Genomic DNA, 13,659 nt, shown 5'->3' with positions numbered 1-13,659 from the left:
CCCCCCGCCGCCGCACCGACCCGCCCCCGGTGTGGCGCCTTTCGCTTGCCCGGGCTTCCATCTCGTGTGCGAAACGCGGGCGACGGGAGGGGTTAATGACTGACAGCGAGCCTGCCGTTCCGATAGTATTCGAACGCCAATTCGATCTGAGGAACGGCGATGGAGTGGGAGCGCGCGATGGGAGAGCTTTCGGCCGCGATTGACCACCTGGCCACCGAAGACGTGTCCGAGATCCCGCGGATGCAGCTCGCCGAGCAGCTGCTGGAGCTGCACTGGCAGATGGCCAGGCTGCAGGCCCAGATAGCCCGCCGCACCGGCGTCCGCCTCCCCTGACCCCGCCCGGCGTCGGTCTCCCCGACCCCGCCGCATCGCATGGTCTCCCCAGACCCCGTCACACGGCCACGGCCGGGTTTCCCTCGACCCCACCGCATCGCGCGGTCTCCCCAGGCCCCGCCGCATCGCATGGTCTTTCCGGACCTCGCCGCACGGCGACGGCCATTTCCCTCGACCTCGCCGCGACACGCCGTCGTGACGAGACGAGTGCCATGGTTCCCCCACGTCACGGGGAAGGGCCCACACGGGCCCTCACTTCATACGCTCGCCGCTCACCGAGCCGCCCTCGTCGTTGACGGGCTCCCGGACGCGTGCCGGGCGACATGTCCAGCCTTGGACGGCCGGCGATGCGCGCGTGTCGGCGGCCCGCCACGTGGCGGTCAGATGGCGTCTCCCTGGAGGCCCTCAGCCACGTGCGGAGGGTGGGGTGACCTTGGCGGTGCCGTGAAGGAACGAAAGAAAAAGCATGCCGCCGACCCCGGAGCGGGGCCGGCGGCGGGCTGGCTCGTGCGGCGCCGCCGCCCTGCAGTGGCGGCGCGGTGCGCGAGCTCGCCCCGGGCGCGGGCGCGTCCGCCCTTGCCCGTCATGAGACCACCCGCGTGCGCGGCCCGTACGCGCGACGCCTCGCGACCCACGCACGGCCGGCCTGGAACGCTCGGCACCCGTGAGCGACCCACGCACGGCCGGCCCGGAACGCTCGGCACCCGTGAGCGACCCACGCACGGCCGGCCTGGAGCGCTCGGCACCTGTGAGCGCCCCACCGGCCTGGCACGTCGGCACGACGGCGTCCCGGCCACGGTGGGATCCCGGTCCGTGGACGGCGATGTCCCGGCCGGGGGCCGCTCCTCCGGCGGAGGAGACGGCGTACGGGTCACCGGCACGACAGGGTTCCCGGCGTCGGCACCTTTGACGCCCGCGAACCCTCATGCCGGCCCTTGGCGAGCCACGCCCGCCGGCGCCTCCGTCGTGGCTAGTCGCGGTCCCAGGACTGCCGCACCGAGCTCGTCAGCGCGCTGGTGGACCATCCGAGTGCGGTCACCACGTCGCGGTAGGACGCGGCGGCCTTGGTGCCGCCGGCCCCGACGGTGCCCGCGGCCTCCTCGACGAGCGGGGTGAGCTCGTCCAGGGTGGCGGCCTGGGTCAGGCCGGGCAGCGCCTCGGCGACCGGGGCCACCTCGGCGGGCGCGACCTTCCCGATCACCGTGGACAGCCGTCCACCGGGGATGCCCGGCAGCGCGTTCTTGGCGGCCTGCGTGAGGCCGGACATGGAGGTCTGCGCCGCGACACCCTTGACGGGTGCGCCGTCGGTGGCCGGCAGCTTGACCAGCGCGCTGCCGAGGGACGACTCGGCCAGGCCGGCCATGGCGGCGACGACGCCGTGCACGGTCGCGGCCTGGGTGGCGACCTCGCTCCTGCCCTGCCGGAACGCCTTGACCGACGGGGTCGACGCTTCCGCCATGCGGGCCGCGCCCGACAGCAGGGGCAGCGACGACGTCACGCCGCCGCCGTTGCTGAGCGGGATGCCGCCGACGATCGGCGACAGCTCGGACAGCGGGTCGCCGTCCTTGGTGACGTCCTCGGCCGAGTTGGGCGTGCCCATGCTCCGCCGCTGGTTGTCGGCTATCCTCCTGGACTCGGCCAGGGCGTCCTTCTCGGCTTCCGTCAGCTGCCGCGGCTGGGCCGGGGCGCCGAACAGCGCGCTCACCAGATCGGCGGCGATCCCGCCGCCGAGGATCCCGCCGAGCGGGCTCGTCGCGGTGGTGGTGCCTCCGCTCCGGCTCTCGGAGCTGACTTCCGCCTGGGCCGGCACGGCCAAAGCCGCCGCCAAGCCAAATGTTGTGACGGCTACCGCCGCCTTGACTACTCGATTCATGATTGCCTTCCCGGCTCGTGATCGATCGCTCTCGAATGCGGTGGAAATGCGAATCGATAACCCCCGAATGCCGTGGCGTACGCGCTATGGGCACCACATCGGGCGTGCCGTCACGGCTGAGCTACGCCAGCAGTTCTATCACTCGCCGTGACCGGCCGCAGGCTCATGAATGCCCATGTAGAAGGGGTTTGCAGCACGGTTACCGAGTGAGGGGGGAGCGTTGAGCGGGAAGACAAAACGGAAATAGGAGGGTCTTGTTTCTGATAGTGCACGCCCGCGCGGCGCACTTCGCGCGGGGCGCCTCATAACCACCCTCCGGCCCGTGAACAATGGGTCGCGAAAACAAATGTCACGGGCCGGGGCGTAATTTTCCGGTCGCGTTGGACGCGCGCGACCGTCAGACGGGCAGCAGGGCTTCCTCCTGCTCGAACGGAAAACGGTCGGCGAAGGCCGGCCGGAGGTCGCTCAGCCACACCGCGGTCGGGTCGTAGCGCGCGAAGAACGGCCGCCCCACGAGTGAGGGGTCGCGCGCCTGGATGAGGTGGAGCATGAAGACCCGCTCCCCGGCGATCTCCGTGACGCCGTCGATGCACACCTTTCCCGGCGTGGCGGACATCGACGGACCGCGGACCGTGCGGCAGAGCCCGGAGACGGACGCGTAGGCGTCCCGGAAGATCTCGTACGCACGGGCCAGCGGCACCGCGAAGTAGTCCTGGGGCCCGGTGTCGCGCTCGACGAACATGTAGTAGGGAATCAGTCCCATCCTGAGCTGCCGCCGCCACATGTGAGCCCACACGGCGGGGTCGTCGTTGATGGACCTGATCAGCGGCGCCTGGGTGCGGATCGTGGCGCCGCTGCCGAGGATGCGCTTGACCGCCGACTCCACCAGCGGTGACTCCAGCTCGCGCGGGTGCGAGAAGTGGGCCATGAACGCGAGGTTCTTGCCGGCGTTCGTGACCTCTTCGAACAGGCCGAGCGTGGCGTCCGCGTCGGGGTCGGTGACGAAGCGCTGTGGCCAGTAGGCCAGCGCCTTGGTGCCGATGCGGATGGACTCGAGCTGCTCCAGCTCCAGCAAAGGCTCGATATATCGCCTGATGACGGGCTCGCCCATGATCATGGCGTCGCCGCCGGTGATCAGGACGCTGGTGACCTCGGGATGGCTGCGAAGGTAGCCCACCATCTGGCCGATGTCGTCAGAGGCGAACTTCAGGTCCGCGTCACCGACGAACTGCGCCCACCTGAAGCAGTAGGTGCAGTAGGCGTGACAGGTCTGCCCTTGCTTGGGGAAGAACAGCACGGTCTCGGGATATTTGTGCTGCAGGCCAGGCACGGGCTCGTCGTCGATCTTCGGGACGTTGAGCTCCTTCTGGCCCGCGGGATGCGGGTTGAGCTGTGCGCGGACGCGGTTGGCCTCAGCCTGGATCTCGGCATTCGGCGCCTCGGCCTTGAGCAGGTCGGCCAGCCGGGCGACGTCTGCGGCGGGCAGCATGTCCTCCTGGGGGAAGACGAGCCGGTATATGGGGTCGTCGGGCGCGGCCGACCAATCTATGAGTTCCTCCACGACGTAGGCGTTCGTCCGGAACGGCAACACCGTGGCCACGGCGCGAACCTTCAGCCGCTCCTCGTCGCCGAGCCCGGCACGCTGCAGGAGCTCGTCGAGATGCTTGGACGTGTACGCCTTGAAGCGTCGGGTGCCTGCCTGGTTCAAGATCACTAGGCCTGTCCCATCTTTTTTGTTCGATCTGATGTAAACCTCACGACCCTGTCGCGCGTCTACGGTTCTTAATACCCGGACGCTCCCAGCCGCGTCACCGGTTCCACCGGGCTCCAAGTTTCTCTGGAGGTTTGGCGACACTCGCGACATATCGCGAATAGGCCTACACTCGTCATGTGACCGACGATCCGCACCTTCGCGCCTCCGACACCGACCGCGACCGCGTGGCCGCCGTGCTGTCCGAGGCGCTCGCCGCAGGAAGACTCACCAGCGTCGAGCACGCCGACCGCCTCGATCTCACCTACACCGCGAAAACGGTCGGGGAGCTCGTCCCCATCACCAAAGACCTGCCCGACGTGTCCGCGGCCGGCGTGCCCACCGCCATCGAGCAGCAGGTCATCGACTCGAAGTTCAGCAAGGTCATACGCAAGGGCCGCTGGGTCGCCTCCAGGAACACCAGGCTGTCCGCGCGGTTCGGCGCGCTGATCATCGACCTGTCCGACGCCGTCCTGCCCGGCCGCGAGATCACGATCGAGACGAACGCCTGGTTCAGCAAGATGATCGTGCGCGTCCCCGAGAACGCCCACGTGATCGACGAGGGCAGCTCGATGTTCGGCAAGCGCGACGTGACCGGAGGCTCCGAGGCCGACGGTCCGCTGATCCGGGTCACGGGAGCGTCGAAGTTCTCCAAGGTGATCGTGTCGCGCGGGATGTCCGACTGGAACCTGCGCTGACGGCGCCCCGCCGGGAAATCCTCGCACGGCGCCCCGCTCCGCGACGGCGAGCGGGCCTGGCACGACTGGAACCCGTCCAAGCGGGAACCAAGAAGGCCTACCCGCCGGTTAACCTGGCACCTGCCGTGCCTACGATGCGGACATCCGAGCCCGCGTTCCGGCCAAGCCATGACGGCGGGCTCGATGCCGTACGAGGTGATCATTGTCCGACAGCAGGCCCATCGCGCTCGACGCCATGGGCGGCGACCACGCACCGCACGAGATCGTGGCGGGAGCGGTCCACGCCGTACGCGAGCGCGGCCTGCGCGTCGTGCTCGTCGGCTCGCCCCGCGTGCTTTACGAAGCGCTCGCCGACCACGACGCGACCAAGGAGATCCCGATCGTCCGGGCCGAGGAGGCCCTGGCCATGAACGAGGGAGCGCTGGCCAGCCTGCGCCGCCCCCGCTCCAGCCTCGCGGTCGCCTGCCACCTCGTACGCCGCGGCGACGCCGGCGCGGTGGTCTCCGCCGGCTCCACCGCGGCCATCGTGGCCACCGGCAGGCTCCGGCTCAAAGGCCAGCAGGGCGTGCTCAGGCCGGCCATAGCCGTCGCCCTGCCCACGCTCCCGCACCCCACCCTGCTGCTCGACGCCGGGGCCAATGCCGAGGCCAAGCCGGAGATGCTGGTCCAGTTCGCCCATCTCGGCGCCGCCTACGCCGAGCTGGCCCACGGCGTCGAGCAGCCCAGGGTCGGCCTGCTGACCATCGGCAGCGAGGCCGAGAAGGGCAACAAGCTCGTCAAGCGCGCGCACGAGCTGCTGCAGGGCTCTCCCGGCATCCACTTCACCGGCAACGTCGAGGGCTACGACCTGCTGACCGGCCAGGCCGACGTCATCACCACCGACGGCTTCACCGGCAACGTGGCGCTCAAGACCATGGAGGGCGCGGTCCGCTACGCGTTCGCCGAGCTCCAGGAGAGCATCGGCGACAGCAGGCTGGCCAGGCTCGGCGCCGCCATGCAGCGCTCGCGCCTGCGCGAGCTGCGCCGCCGCCTCGACGCCGAGGCGTACGGCGGAGCCGTCCTGCTCGGGCTGAACGGCGCCGTCGTCATCGCCCACGGCTCGTCCAGGGCCCAGGGGATCAGCGCGGCCTGCCGGCTCGCGGACGACCTGTCGTCGAGCGGCATCGTGACCGAGGTCGGCGAGCGGATCGCCGCCACACATCGCTCCCACAGGCTGTGGTGACCCTTTAGGGTGTGAGACCGATCCACAGCAACAGGGGGATATGTGGACGGGCTTGCCTCAACGATGCGGGGCCTGACTCCCGCACAGGTGGCGCGGGCGCAGACCAACGACGTCCCGCGCCGCTCGAGCAGGTCGCTCAGCGCGATCCTCAGGGCCAACGTCCTGACCCTTTTCAACCTTGTCATCGGCGTGCTCAGCGTCCTCGTGCTGGTCTTCGGCGAGTGGCAGGACGTCATGTTCGGGCTGATCATCGTGGCCAACGCACTGATCGGCATCGTCCAGGAGCTGCGCGCCAAGCGCACGCTCGACCGTCTCGCGGTGGTCAACGAGGCGCCCGTACGCGTCCGCCGCGACGGCGGGGAGCAGCAGATCGAGGCCCGCCAGATCGTGCTGGGCGACCTCGTCCTGCTCGGCCCCGGCGAGCGCCTGCTGGTCGACGGCGAGGTCGTCGAGTCCGACGGGCTGGAGGTGGACGAGTCCCTGCTGACCGGCGAGGCCGACCCCGTGCGCAAGCGGCCGGGCGACGAGGTCCTGTCGGGCAGCTTCGCGGTCGCGGGCTCCGGCGCGTTCGTGGCCACGAAGGTCGGCGCCGACGCGTACGCCGTGCGGCTCGCGGAGGAGGCCAGCCAGTTCCACCTGGCCCGCTCGGAGCTCCGGGACGGCATCGCCGGCTTCATCAAGTACGTGACCTGGCTCGTCGTCCCGGTGGGCGGCCTGCTGCTCTACAGCCAGCTCAGCAACTCCGCCGACATCGGCACCGCCGTCACCGGGGCGGTCGCGGGCATCGTCACCATGATCCCCGAGGGCCTGGTGCTGATGACCTCGATCGCCTTCGCCGTCGGCGTCGTACGCCTCGGGCGGCGCAAGTGCCTCGTCCAGGAGTTGCCCGCGGTCGAAGGGCTGGCCCGGGTCGACGTGCTCTGCCTGGACAAGACCGGCACCCTCACCGCCGGCGGGATGGACCTCGACCGGGTGCTGCCGCTCCGTGACGACCGGCCGGTCGAGCCGGCGCTGACCGCGCTCGCTCACCTCGACCAGCGGCCCAACGCCACCGCCCAGGCCATCCGCGCCCGCTGGCCCGAGGTCGAGGACGGGTGGGTGGCCGGCGCGACCGTGCCGTTCTCCTCCGCCCGCAAGTGGAGCGGCGCCGACTTCGGTGAGCGCGGCACCTGGGTGCTGGGGGCTCCCGACGTGCTGCTCGACGGGGGCGACTGTTACGACAGGGCCGCCGAGCTGGCCGCCGCCGGCACCCGCGTGCTGCTGTTGTGCCGTACGGACGGCCTGCCTGCGGACGCGTCGCCGGCAGAGCCCGAGCCCGTCGCGCTCGTCACCTTCACGCAGCGTGTCAGGCCCGACGCGCGAGACACCCTGCGCTACTTCGGCGAGCAGGGCGTGACGGTCAAGGTCATCTCGGGAGACAACCCGGACGCGGTCTCGGCGATCGCGACCGGCCTCGGCATCCCCGGCGGCGAACGCTCGCTCGACGCCAGGACGTTGCCGCGCGACGACCCGGACAAGCTCGGCGACCTGCTGGACTCCCACACGGTCTTCGGCCGGGTCTCCCCGCGGCAGAAACGCGAGTTCGTCGCCGCCCTTCAGTCCCGCGGCCACACCGTGGCCATGACCGGCGACGGCGTCAACGACGTGCTCGCGCTGAAGGACGCCGACCTGGGCATCGCGATGGGCGCGGGCAGCCCGGCCACCAAGGCGGTCGCCCAGGTGGTGCTGCTGGACGACAAGTTCGCCACGCTGCCGCACCTCGTGGGCGAGGGCCGCCGGGTGCTGGCCAACATCGAACGCGTCTCCCACCTGTTCCTCGCCAAGAGCTTCTACGCGATCGTGTTGTCGGTGATCGTCGGGCTGGCAGGGATGATGTTCCCTTTCGCGCCACGCCACTCGACCCTGACGAACGCCCTGACCATCGGCATCCCCGTGCTCTTCCTCGCGCTCACGCCCACGCTCGAACGCGCCAGACCGGGATTCGTCCCCCGGGTGCTGCGCTTCGCCGTACCCGCCGGGGTGTTGTGCGCGGCGGCGGTGCTGCTGGCGTTCTGGACCGCGCACGACAGCACGACCACGCTCGTCCAGACCCAGACGTCCGCGGTGATCGCCCTCTTCCTCACCACCTGGTGGGTGCTCGTGCTGATCGCCAGGCCGCTCAACTGGTGGCGTACGGCCCTCGTCGCCGCCATGGCCGTGCTGTTCGCCGTCAGCCTGACGCTGCCCTTCGTCAGGGAGTTCTTCGCGCTCCAGCCGGGCGACGTGGCCAGGGACCTGACGGCCGTCGGCATCTCCGTCGTGGCGGCCGCGGCGATCAGCATCGCGGTCAGGGTCGCCGGTACCCTTAAAGCATGACCGACCCGCAGATTGTGCTCACCGAGCGCGTCCAGCAGGCGCTGGCGCACGCGTTCGGCCCCGAGCACGCCGACGCAGACCCGCTGATCCGGCCCTCCCAGTTCGCCGACTTCCAGGCGAACGTCGCGATGAGCCTGGCCAAGCGACTGCGACGGGCGCCGCGGGAGGTCGCCGAGGCGATCAAGGGCGCGCTGTCCGACTTCCCCGGCACGGTCGAGGTCAGCGGTCCCGGCTTCCTCAACATCACCCTCGACGACTCGTGGATCGAGTCCGAGGCCCAGCGCGTGCTGGCCGACCCACGGCTGGGCGTCGGCTCGATCACGCCCTCCCAGACCGTGGTGATCGACTACTCCGCGCCCAACGCGGCCAAGGAGATGCACGTCGGTCACCTCCGCACGACGATCGTCGGCGACTCGCTGGCCCGCCTGCACGAGCACCTGGGCAACACCGTGATCAGGCAGAACCACCTGGGCGACTGGGGCACGCCGTTCGGCATGCTCATCGAGCACCTGCTCGACATCGGCGAGGAGACCGCGGTCGAGCAGCTCGAGGCCGGCATGGGCACCGAGTTCTACCAGGCGGCGCGGGTCAAGTTCGACGGTGACGAGGCGTTCAAGCAGCGGGCCCGGGTGCGGGTGACCACGCTGCAGTCGGGCGACCCCGAGACGATGCGGCTCTGGCACGTGTTCATGGACGCCACCGTCCGCTACTTCAACAAGGTCTACCAGCTGCTCGGCGTCACGCTGACCGACGCCGACCTCGCCGGCGAGAGCATGTACAACCCCATGCTCCAGAAGACGTGCGACGACCTGGAGGCCTCCGGGGCGGCGGTGATCAGCGACGGCGCGCTCTGCGTGTTCCCGCCCGGCTTCACCGGCTCCGACGACAAGCCCCTGCCGCTCATCATCAGGAAGAGCGACGGGGGCTACGGCTACGCCTCCACCGACATGGCGGCCATCCGCTACCGCGTCCACGACCTCAAGGCCGACCGCATCCTCTACGTCGTGGGCTCCGAGCAGGCGCTGCACTTCCGCATGGTGTTCGCGGCGGCACAGGTGGCGGGCTGGCTGCCCGACACGGTCTCGGCCGAGCACGTCCAGATCGGCATGATGCTCGGCAAGGACGGCCGCCGGTTCAAGACCCGTTCCGGCGAGTCCATCAAGCTGATGGACCTGCTGCAGGAGGCCATCGACCGGGCCACGGCGGCGATCTCCGACCGGGGCTACGACGAGGCCACCAGGAGCGAGATCGCGCGTGCCGTCGGCATGGGCGCCGTGAAATATGCCGATCTGTCGGTCAGCCATGACAGCGAATACGTCCTCGACTTCGACCGCATGCTCGCCTTCACCGGCAACACCGGCCCCTACATGCAGTACGCCACCGCCCGGATCCGCTCCATCTTCCGCCGGGCCGGCATCGAGCCCTCCGACGCGAAGGGCCCGATCCTGCTGGGCGACCCCGCCGAGCGCGCCCTGGCCCTCCATCTGCTCGGCTTCGGCTCGCTCGTCGGGCAGGCGGCCGAACAGTCCGAGCCCCACCGGCTGTGCGCCTTCCTCTACGAGACGTCCAGCCTCCTGAGCACGTTCTACGAGCAGTGCCCGGTGCTCCGGCCGGAAGTGCCGCCGGAGACGCGGGCCTCCCGCCTCGCGTTGTGCGCGCTGACCATGGCCGTGCTGGAGGCCGGGCTCGACCTTCTGGGCGTCCCTGTCCCCGAGCGCATGTAACACGCAGTTGACCCAAAGCTCCCGTTCCAGTCGTGGGCGCGCCTTCACCGAGTTGGCGCGCCCCAGCAGCTAGGCTTTACGCGGTCATGAACTGAGGCCGAAATGGGGGAGTTCTCTGCCTTGAGCACGGACCTGACTGCGAGCCCCCAAGCAGCGACGGAGGTGCATCGCTACGCGGAGGCGTTGCTGGCACACCTCGCCGCCAACGGCTCCGCACCTCCCGCCGCCCCGGGCTTCCGCGACATCCCCGGCTACTGGCTGCCTCCGGCCGTCGAGGCGCTGGTCGCCATCCTCGCCGGCGACGACCCCCTTGAGCCGCTGAGCAGGGCGGCCGGGCGCGACCAGCAACAGACCGCGCTCTTCCTCTGCCTGGCCCTGGCCGTGTCAGGGCAGGGCAGCCGCATCCACGCCTCATGGCTCGGCACCGCCTTCGGCGAGCTGTCCCTCGACCGGCCGGTCACCCACGGGCAGCGCTCACTCTGGCTGGCCGCCGCCAGAGGCGCCTACGGCCCCGCCGGCAAGATCTTCGTGCTGCGCAAGCTCGACGTGCTGGCCGTGCAGGAACACGCCGACCCGCAGCAGTGGATGCAGGCGCTGGTCCCGGACGAGCCGTCGGTCGTGGTGCCGCCGTCCCTCGTGGACTTCCCCGAGATGGCCGAGATCCCCGAGCTGGCCAGGCCCGCGGTGGCCGCCGCCCGCCTGGCCAGGTTGCGCGGCAGGGTCTCCGAGATCACCTCGGCCCGGCAGTCCGACCACGACTCCTCCGCCCCGCTCGACAACAGCACCGGCAGCCCCGCCACCTCCTGGGCCGAGGACGAACCACTCGCCGTGCTGCGCTCGCTGATCGGCCAGAGCGGACCGGCCGGCCCGATGGCCTCGCTCAGCTCACACCTGCTCGACGACCTGCGCCCCGGCTCCGACCCGCACCTGGCGGCGATCGCCCTCCACGTGGCGGCGCCCATCCTGCGGGGCGTCGCCGAGGAACTGGAGGCCGACAGCCGCCTGGAGCCGCCGGAGACGCTGACGGTGCCGCTGCTCGGCCACCGCATCCACCTGCGGCCGGAGGGCCCCGACGAGCTCTCGATGACCGCCGCCGAGGACGCCATCGTCGCCGACGGGGTCGTGCCCCGCGGCCGTCCGTGGGCCGCCATGGTGCTGATCGTCGCCGGTGTCGCCTGCCTCGTCGGCGCGGTCTTCCTCAACAACCTGCTCGTCGCGGCCGCCGTGGCCATGATCGGCCTGGCCGGCTGGCAACTCTGGCTGCGCCGCAAGCTCGTCGAAGCCGACGCCCGCTACGTGACGGCCCAGGTGGCCGAGCTGAAAGAGCTGGCCGAGGGGGCGGTGTGGGCCCTGCACGCCTACGCCCGCGAAGCCGACGCCCGCGCGAAGCAGGCCGCCGACGACGCGGTGGAGCTGGCCCGGCTGATCCGCCGCGGCCCACGCGCAGGGTGACCCGCCGCCCCGCCAGCCCCGTACGAGGGAGCCCGCCACCGGACCCGTCACACCCGGTGAACAGCCTCCCCAGGCCCGTACGAGAAAGTTCACCACCGGCCCTGTCACAATCCGTACACAGGCGTTGCGCCACGCACCCAGGCCCGTACTGAGGGAGGACACCGCGGGATCTGTCACGCCAGGTACACGGGCTTTCCGCCGCGCACCCCGGCCCGTACGAGAGAGTTCACCGCGGGATCTGTCACACCAGGTGCACAGGCTTCCCGCTCCGAGCCCGGGGCTCCTGTCTCACACCGGGTATCCCACCGGGCCAGACTTCCACCCGTACCGAGCTTCCCTGCCCGTAACGGATTCGGAACCCGCAGCCAGCTTCGCCGCCCGTACCGGGGTTCATCGCCACTCAGTGGCTATTGGGCCTGCGGCAGGCCTCCCTGCCCGTACGGAGCCTCAGGGCCCGCACCGGGCTCACCCGCCCGCACGTGGGGTTGAGACCCGCACACGTGGGGCTTTCACCGGCCCGCCATCGCGGCCTGACCTGCAGGGCTGAACGCGCGAACGCACCGCAGCCCGTTCCCGGAGTGACCCGGCCGCCGTCCCGTCGCGCCCGCACGCGAAAGGAGCTCTCGTCCCGTCAGGAGACCCGCGGCCCGCATCACAGCGGGTCTCCTACGAAACCTCGATCTCCACGTGTGCCGGCGCGAGCAGGAAGACGCGGTCGGCAATGCGCTCGATCCTTCCCTCACACCCGAAGGCCAGCCCTGCGGCGAAGTCGACCATCCTCGTCGCCTCAGGCATGGGCATGCCCGTGACGTCCATGATCACCGTCTGCCCGTCACGGAAGTGCTGGCCGATCATCGGCGCGTCGTTGTACTTGAGCGGCTGGACCATCACGATGCGTGACGAGTCGACGTTCGCGCGCCACCGTCTGGCGGCCCGCTCCGTAGCAGGCACGTATTCGTCCTCGTACTGCCCGTCGTCGTCGTAGCCCTCGTCGTATTGGTCGATTCCGCCCAGGCCAAGGTAGCTCACCACCTTGCGCACTGCCCCCATCGGCTTGTCCTTTCCTCAGGAACTCACCGTAATCGGCACGTCCCTACACATTGGACGGTAACCGACGATTCCGCATTCGCCACGCGACACGCCCAGGACTAATTCCATTTTGTACGGCTTGCAGCCCGGTTGCAGCTGGATATCCGACCCCTGGATAGCATCGAGCACATGCGCCTCTTCACTGTGGATGCCTTCACGGACACAGCTTTCAAGGGTAATCCCGCGGCGGTCTGCCTGCTGGACTCTCCGGTTACTGACCGATGGATGCAGAGCGTAGCCGCCGAGATGAACCTCTCCGAGACCGCCTACCTGCTCGGAGATTCTCTGCGCTGGTTCACGCCCATGGTCGAGGTCACGCTCTGCGGTCACGCCACCCTCGCGACCGCCCACGTCCTCTATTCGACCGGGGCGGCGAGCGGCCGCCTCGAATTCACCACGGCCAGCGGGACGCTTACCGTGAATCGCCGCTCCGACGGCATGATCACCATGGATTTCCCGGCGAAGGAGGTGACCCCCTCCACCGTTCCCGCAGGCCTGGAGAAAGCGCTCGGAGCGACCCCGGTTCAGGTCGGAAAAAGCCACCTCGACCTGCTGGTCGAGCTCGACTCAGAGGAATCGGTACGCTCGCTGACCCCCGATATTTCAGCCCTCGCCGCCGTCGACGCGAGAGGTGTCATCGTCACCGCGCGGGGCACGGAGACCGACTTCGTCTCCCGCTTCTTCGCCCCCAATGTCGGCATCCCAGAGGACCCGGTGACGGGCTCGGCCCATTGCGCGCTCTCCCCGTACTGGTCGTCCCGCCTCGGCCGCCCTTCCTTGGTGGGCGCCCAGTTGTCGGCCAGAGGGGGCCTCGTACACGTGACCCACGACGGTGACCGCGTCCACCTGGCCGGCCGGGCCGTGACGGTGCTCTCCGGCACCCTGGACGTCTGAAGACTCCATCCAGGGACAGCGGCCCTGAGACCCAACCGCACACGTCACATGCGCGGACGCCCCCTGTTCGCCGTGCCGCCTCGTCGCAAGTGAACGAAGCGAACGTGCTCGGCACGTCAACCGCCGGGCTCGGCATCGCCATGCCCCTGTCCAGCCGGCACCACGAGGGCGCTCGTCGATCCCGTTCGTGTCGCCGGCCGGTGTCGCCGTCACGCCGTCACGCCCGAGCAGCAGTACCGGGATGCACGGAGGCGTGGCCGGCCATGGCC

Annotated in this window: 10 protein-coding genes; 7 read left to right on the top strand and 3 right to left on the bottom strand. The window is 70.2% G+C overall.

The features are described 5' to 3' along the window. Nucleotides 1-159: 159 nt before the first annotated feature. On the top strand, nt 160-333 hold the full coding sequence (locus tag E1292_RS51890; RefSeq protein ID WP_165975076.1) for a hypothetical protein: 174 nt from the start codon (nt 160-162) through the stop codon (nt 331-333). A 970-nt stretch (nt 334-1,303) separates the two neighbouring features. Here the strand turns inward: E1292_RS51890 and E1292_RS45215 are convergent. Together E1292_RS45215 and E1292_RS45210 are read right to left on the bottom strand one after the other, a co-directional pair. Further along, the gene (locus E1292_RS45215; RefSeq protein WP_132605965.1) at nt 1,304-2,161 is read right to left on the bottom strand and encodes a hypothetical protein; all 858 of its coding nucleotides are present in this window, start codon (nt 2,159-2,161) and stop codon (nt 1,304-1,306) included. Between the two features lie 442 nt (nt 2,162-2,603). Then, on the bottom strand, nt 2,604-3,920 hold the full coding sequence (locus tag E1292_RS45210) for a KamA family radical SAM protein (RefSeq protein ID WP_132605964.1): 1,317 nt from the start codon (nt 3,918-3,920) through the stop codon (nt 2,604-2,606). Between the two features lie 176 nt (nt 3,921-4,096). Here E1292_RS45210 and E1292_RS45205 point away from each other — a divergent pair, with 176 nt between their 5' ends. From E1292_RS45205 to E1292_RS45185, 5 genes are all read left to right on the top strand, one after another. Next, nucleotides 4,097-4,654 carry a DUF1707 SHOCT-like domain-containing protein gene (locus tag E1292_RS45205; protein WP_132605963.1) on the top strand — a complete coding sequence of 186 codons (558 nt, stop codon included), beginning with the start codon at nt 4,097-4,099 and terminating at the stop codon, nt 4,652-4,654. 202 nt (nt 4,655-4,856) lie between these two features. After that, the gene (plsX, locus tag E1292_RS45200) at nt 4,857-5,876 is read left to right on the top strand and encodes a phosphate acyltransferase PlsX (RefSeq protein ID WP_132605962.1); all 1,020 of its coding nucleotides are present in this window, start codon (nt 4,857-4,859) and stop codon (nt 5,874-5,876) included. 63 nt (nt 5,877-5,939) lie between these two features. After that, nucleotides 5,940-8,231, top strand: coding sequence for an HAD-IC family P-type ATPase (locus E1292_RS45195; protein WP_132605961.1), 2,292 nt, complete (start codon nt 5,940-5,942; stop codon nt 8,229-8,231). After that, entirely contained in the window at nt 8,228-9,955 is a 1,728-nt protein-coding gene (gene argS, locus E1292_RS45190) for an arginine--tRNA ligase (protein WP_132605960.1), read from the top strand. Before E1292_RS45195 ends, argS begins: the two co-directional genes overlap by 4 nt. 162 nt (nt 9,956-10,117) lie before the next feature. Further along, nucleotides 10,118-11,407, top strand: a complete 1,290-nt coding sequence (locus tag E1292_RS45185; RefSeq protein WP_132605959.1) for a hypothetical protein — start codon at nt 10,118-10,120, stop codon at nt 11,405-11,407. Between the two features lie 666 nt (nt 11,408-12,073). Here E1292_RS45185 and E1292_RS45180 read toward each other — a convergent pair. Continuing rightward, nucleotides 12,074-12,457, bottom strand: a complete 384-nt coding sequence (locus E1292_RS45180; protein ID WP_132605958.1) for a cell division protein SepF — start codon at nt 12,455-12,457, stop codon at nt 12,074-12,076. Nucleotides 12,458-12,625: 168 nt separating this feature from the next. Here E1292_RS45180 and E1292_RS45175 point away from each other — a divergent pair, with 168 nt between their 5' ends. After that, the gene (locus tag E1292_RS45175) at nt 12,626-13,390 is read left to right on the top strand and encodes a PhzF family phenazine biosynthesis protein (protein WP_132605966.1); all 765 of its coding nucleotides are present in this window, start codon (nt 12,626-12,628) and stop codon (nt 13,388-13,390) included. Nucleotides 13,391-13,659: the final 269 nt, after the last annotated feature.

The organism is Nonomuraea deserti (assembly GCF_004348685.1).
GTDB classification, from domain to species: domain Bacteria; phylum Actinomycetota; class Actinomycetes; order Streptosporangiales; family Streptosporangiaceae; genus Nonomuraea; species Nonomuraea deserti.
The sequence above is the reverse complement of the archived record's forward strand: the minus strand, read 5'-3'. Positions and strand labels throughout refer to the sequence as shown.

Bases quoted from the DNA above. Each gene is read 5' to 3' on its own strand.
- E1292_RS51890 (WP_165975076.1), top strand. From the start codon at position 160: ATGGAGTGGGAGCGCGCGATGGGAGAGCTTTCGGCCGCGATTGACCAC.
- E1292_RS45195 (WP_132605961.1), top strand. From the start codon at position 5,940: ATGCGGGGCCTGACTCCCGCACAGGTGGCGCGGGCGCAGACCAACGAC.
- argS (WP_132605960.1), top strand. From the start codon at position 8,228: ATGACCGACCCGCAGATTGTGCTCACCGAGCGCGTCCAGCAGGCGCTG.
- E1292_RS45180 (WP_132605958.1), bottom strand. From the start codon at position 12,457: ATGGGGGCAGTGCGCAAGGTGGTGAGCTACCTTGGCCTGGGCGGAATC.
- E1292_RS45175 (WP_132605966.1), top strand. From the start codon at position 12,626: ATGCGCCTCTTCACTGTGGATGCCTTCACGGACACAGCTTTCAAGGGT.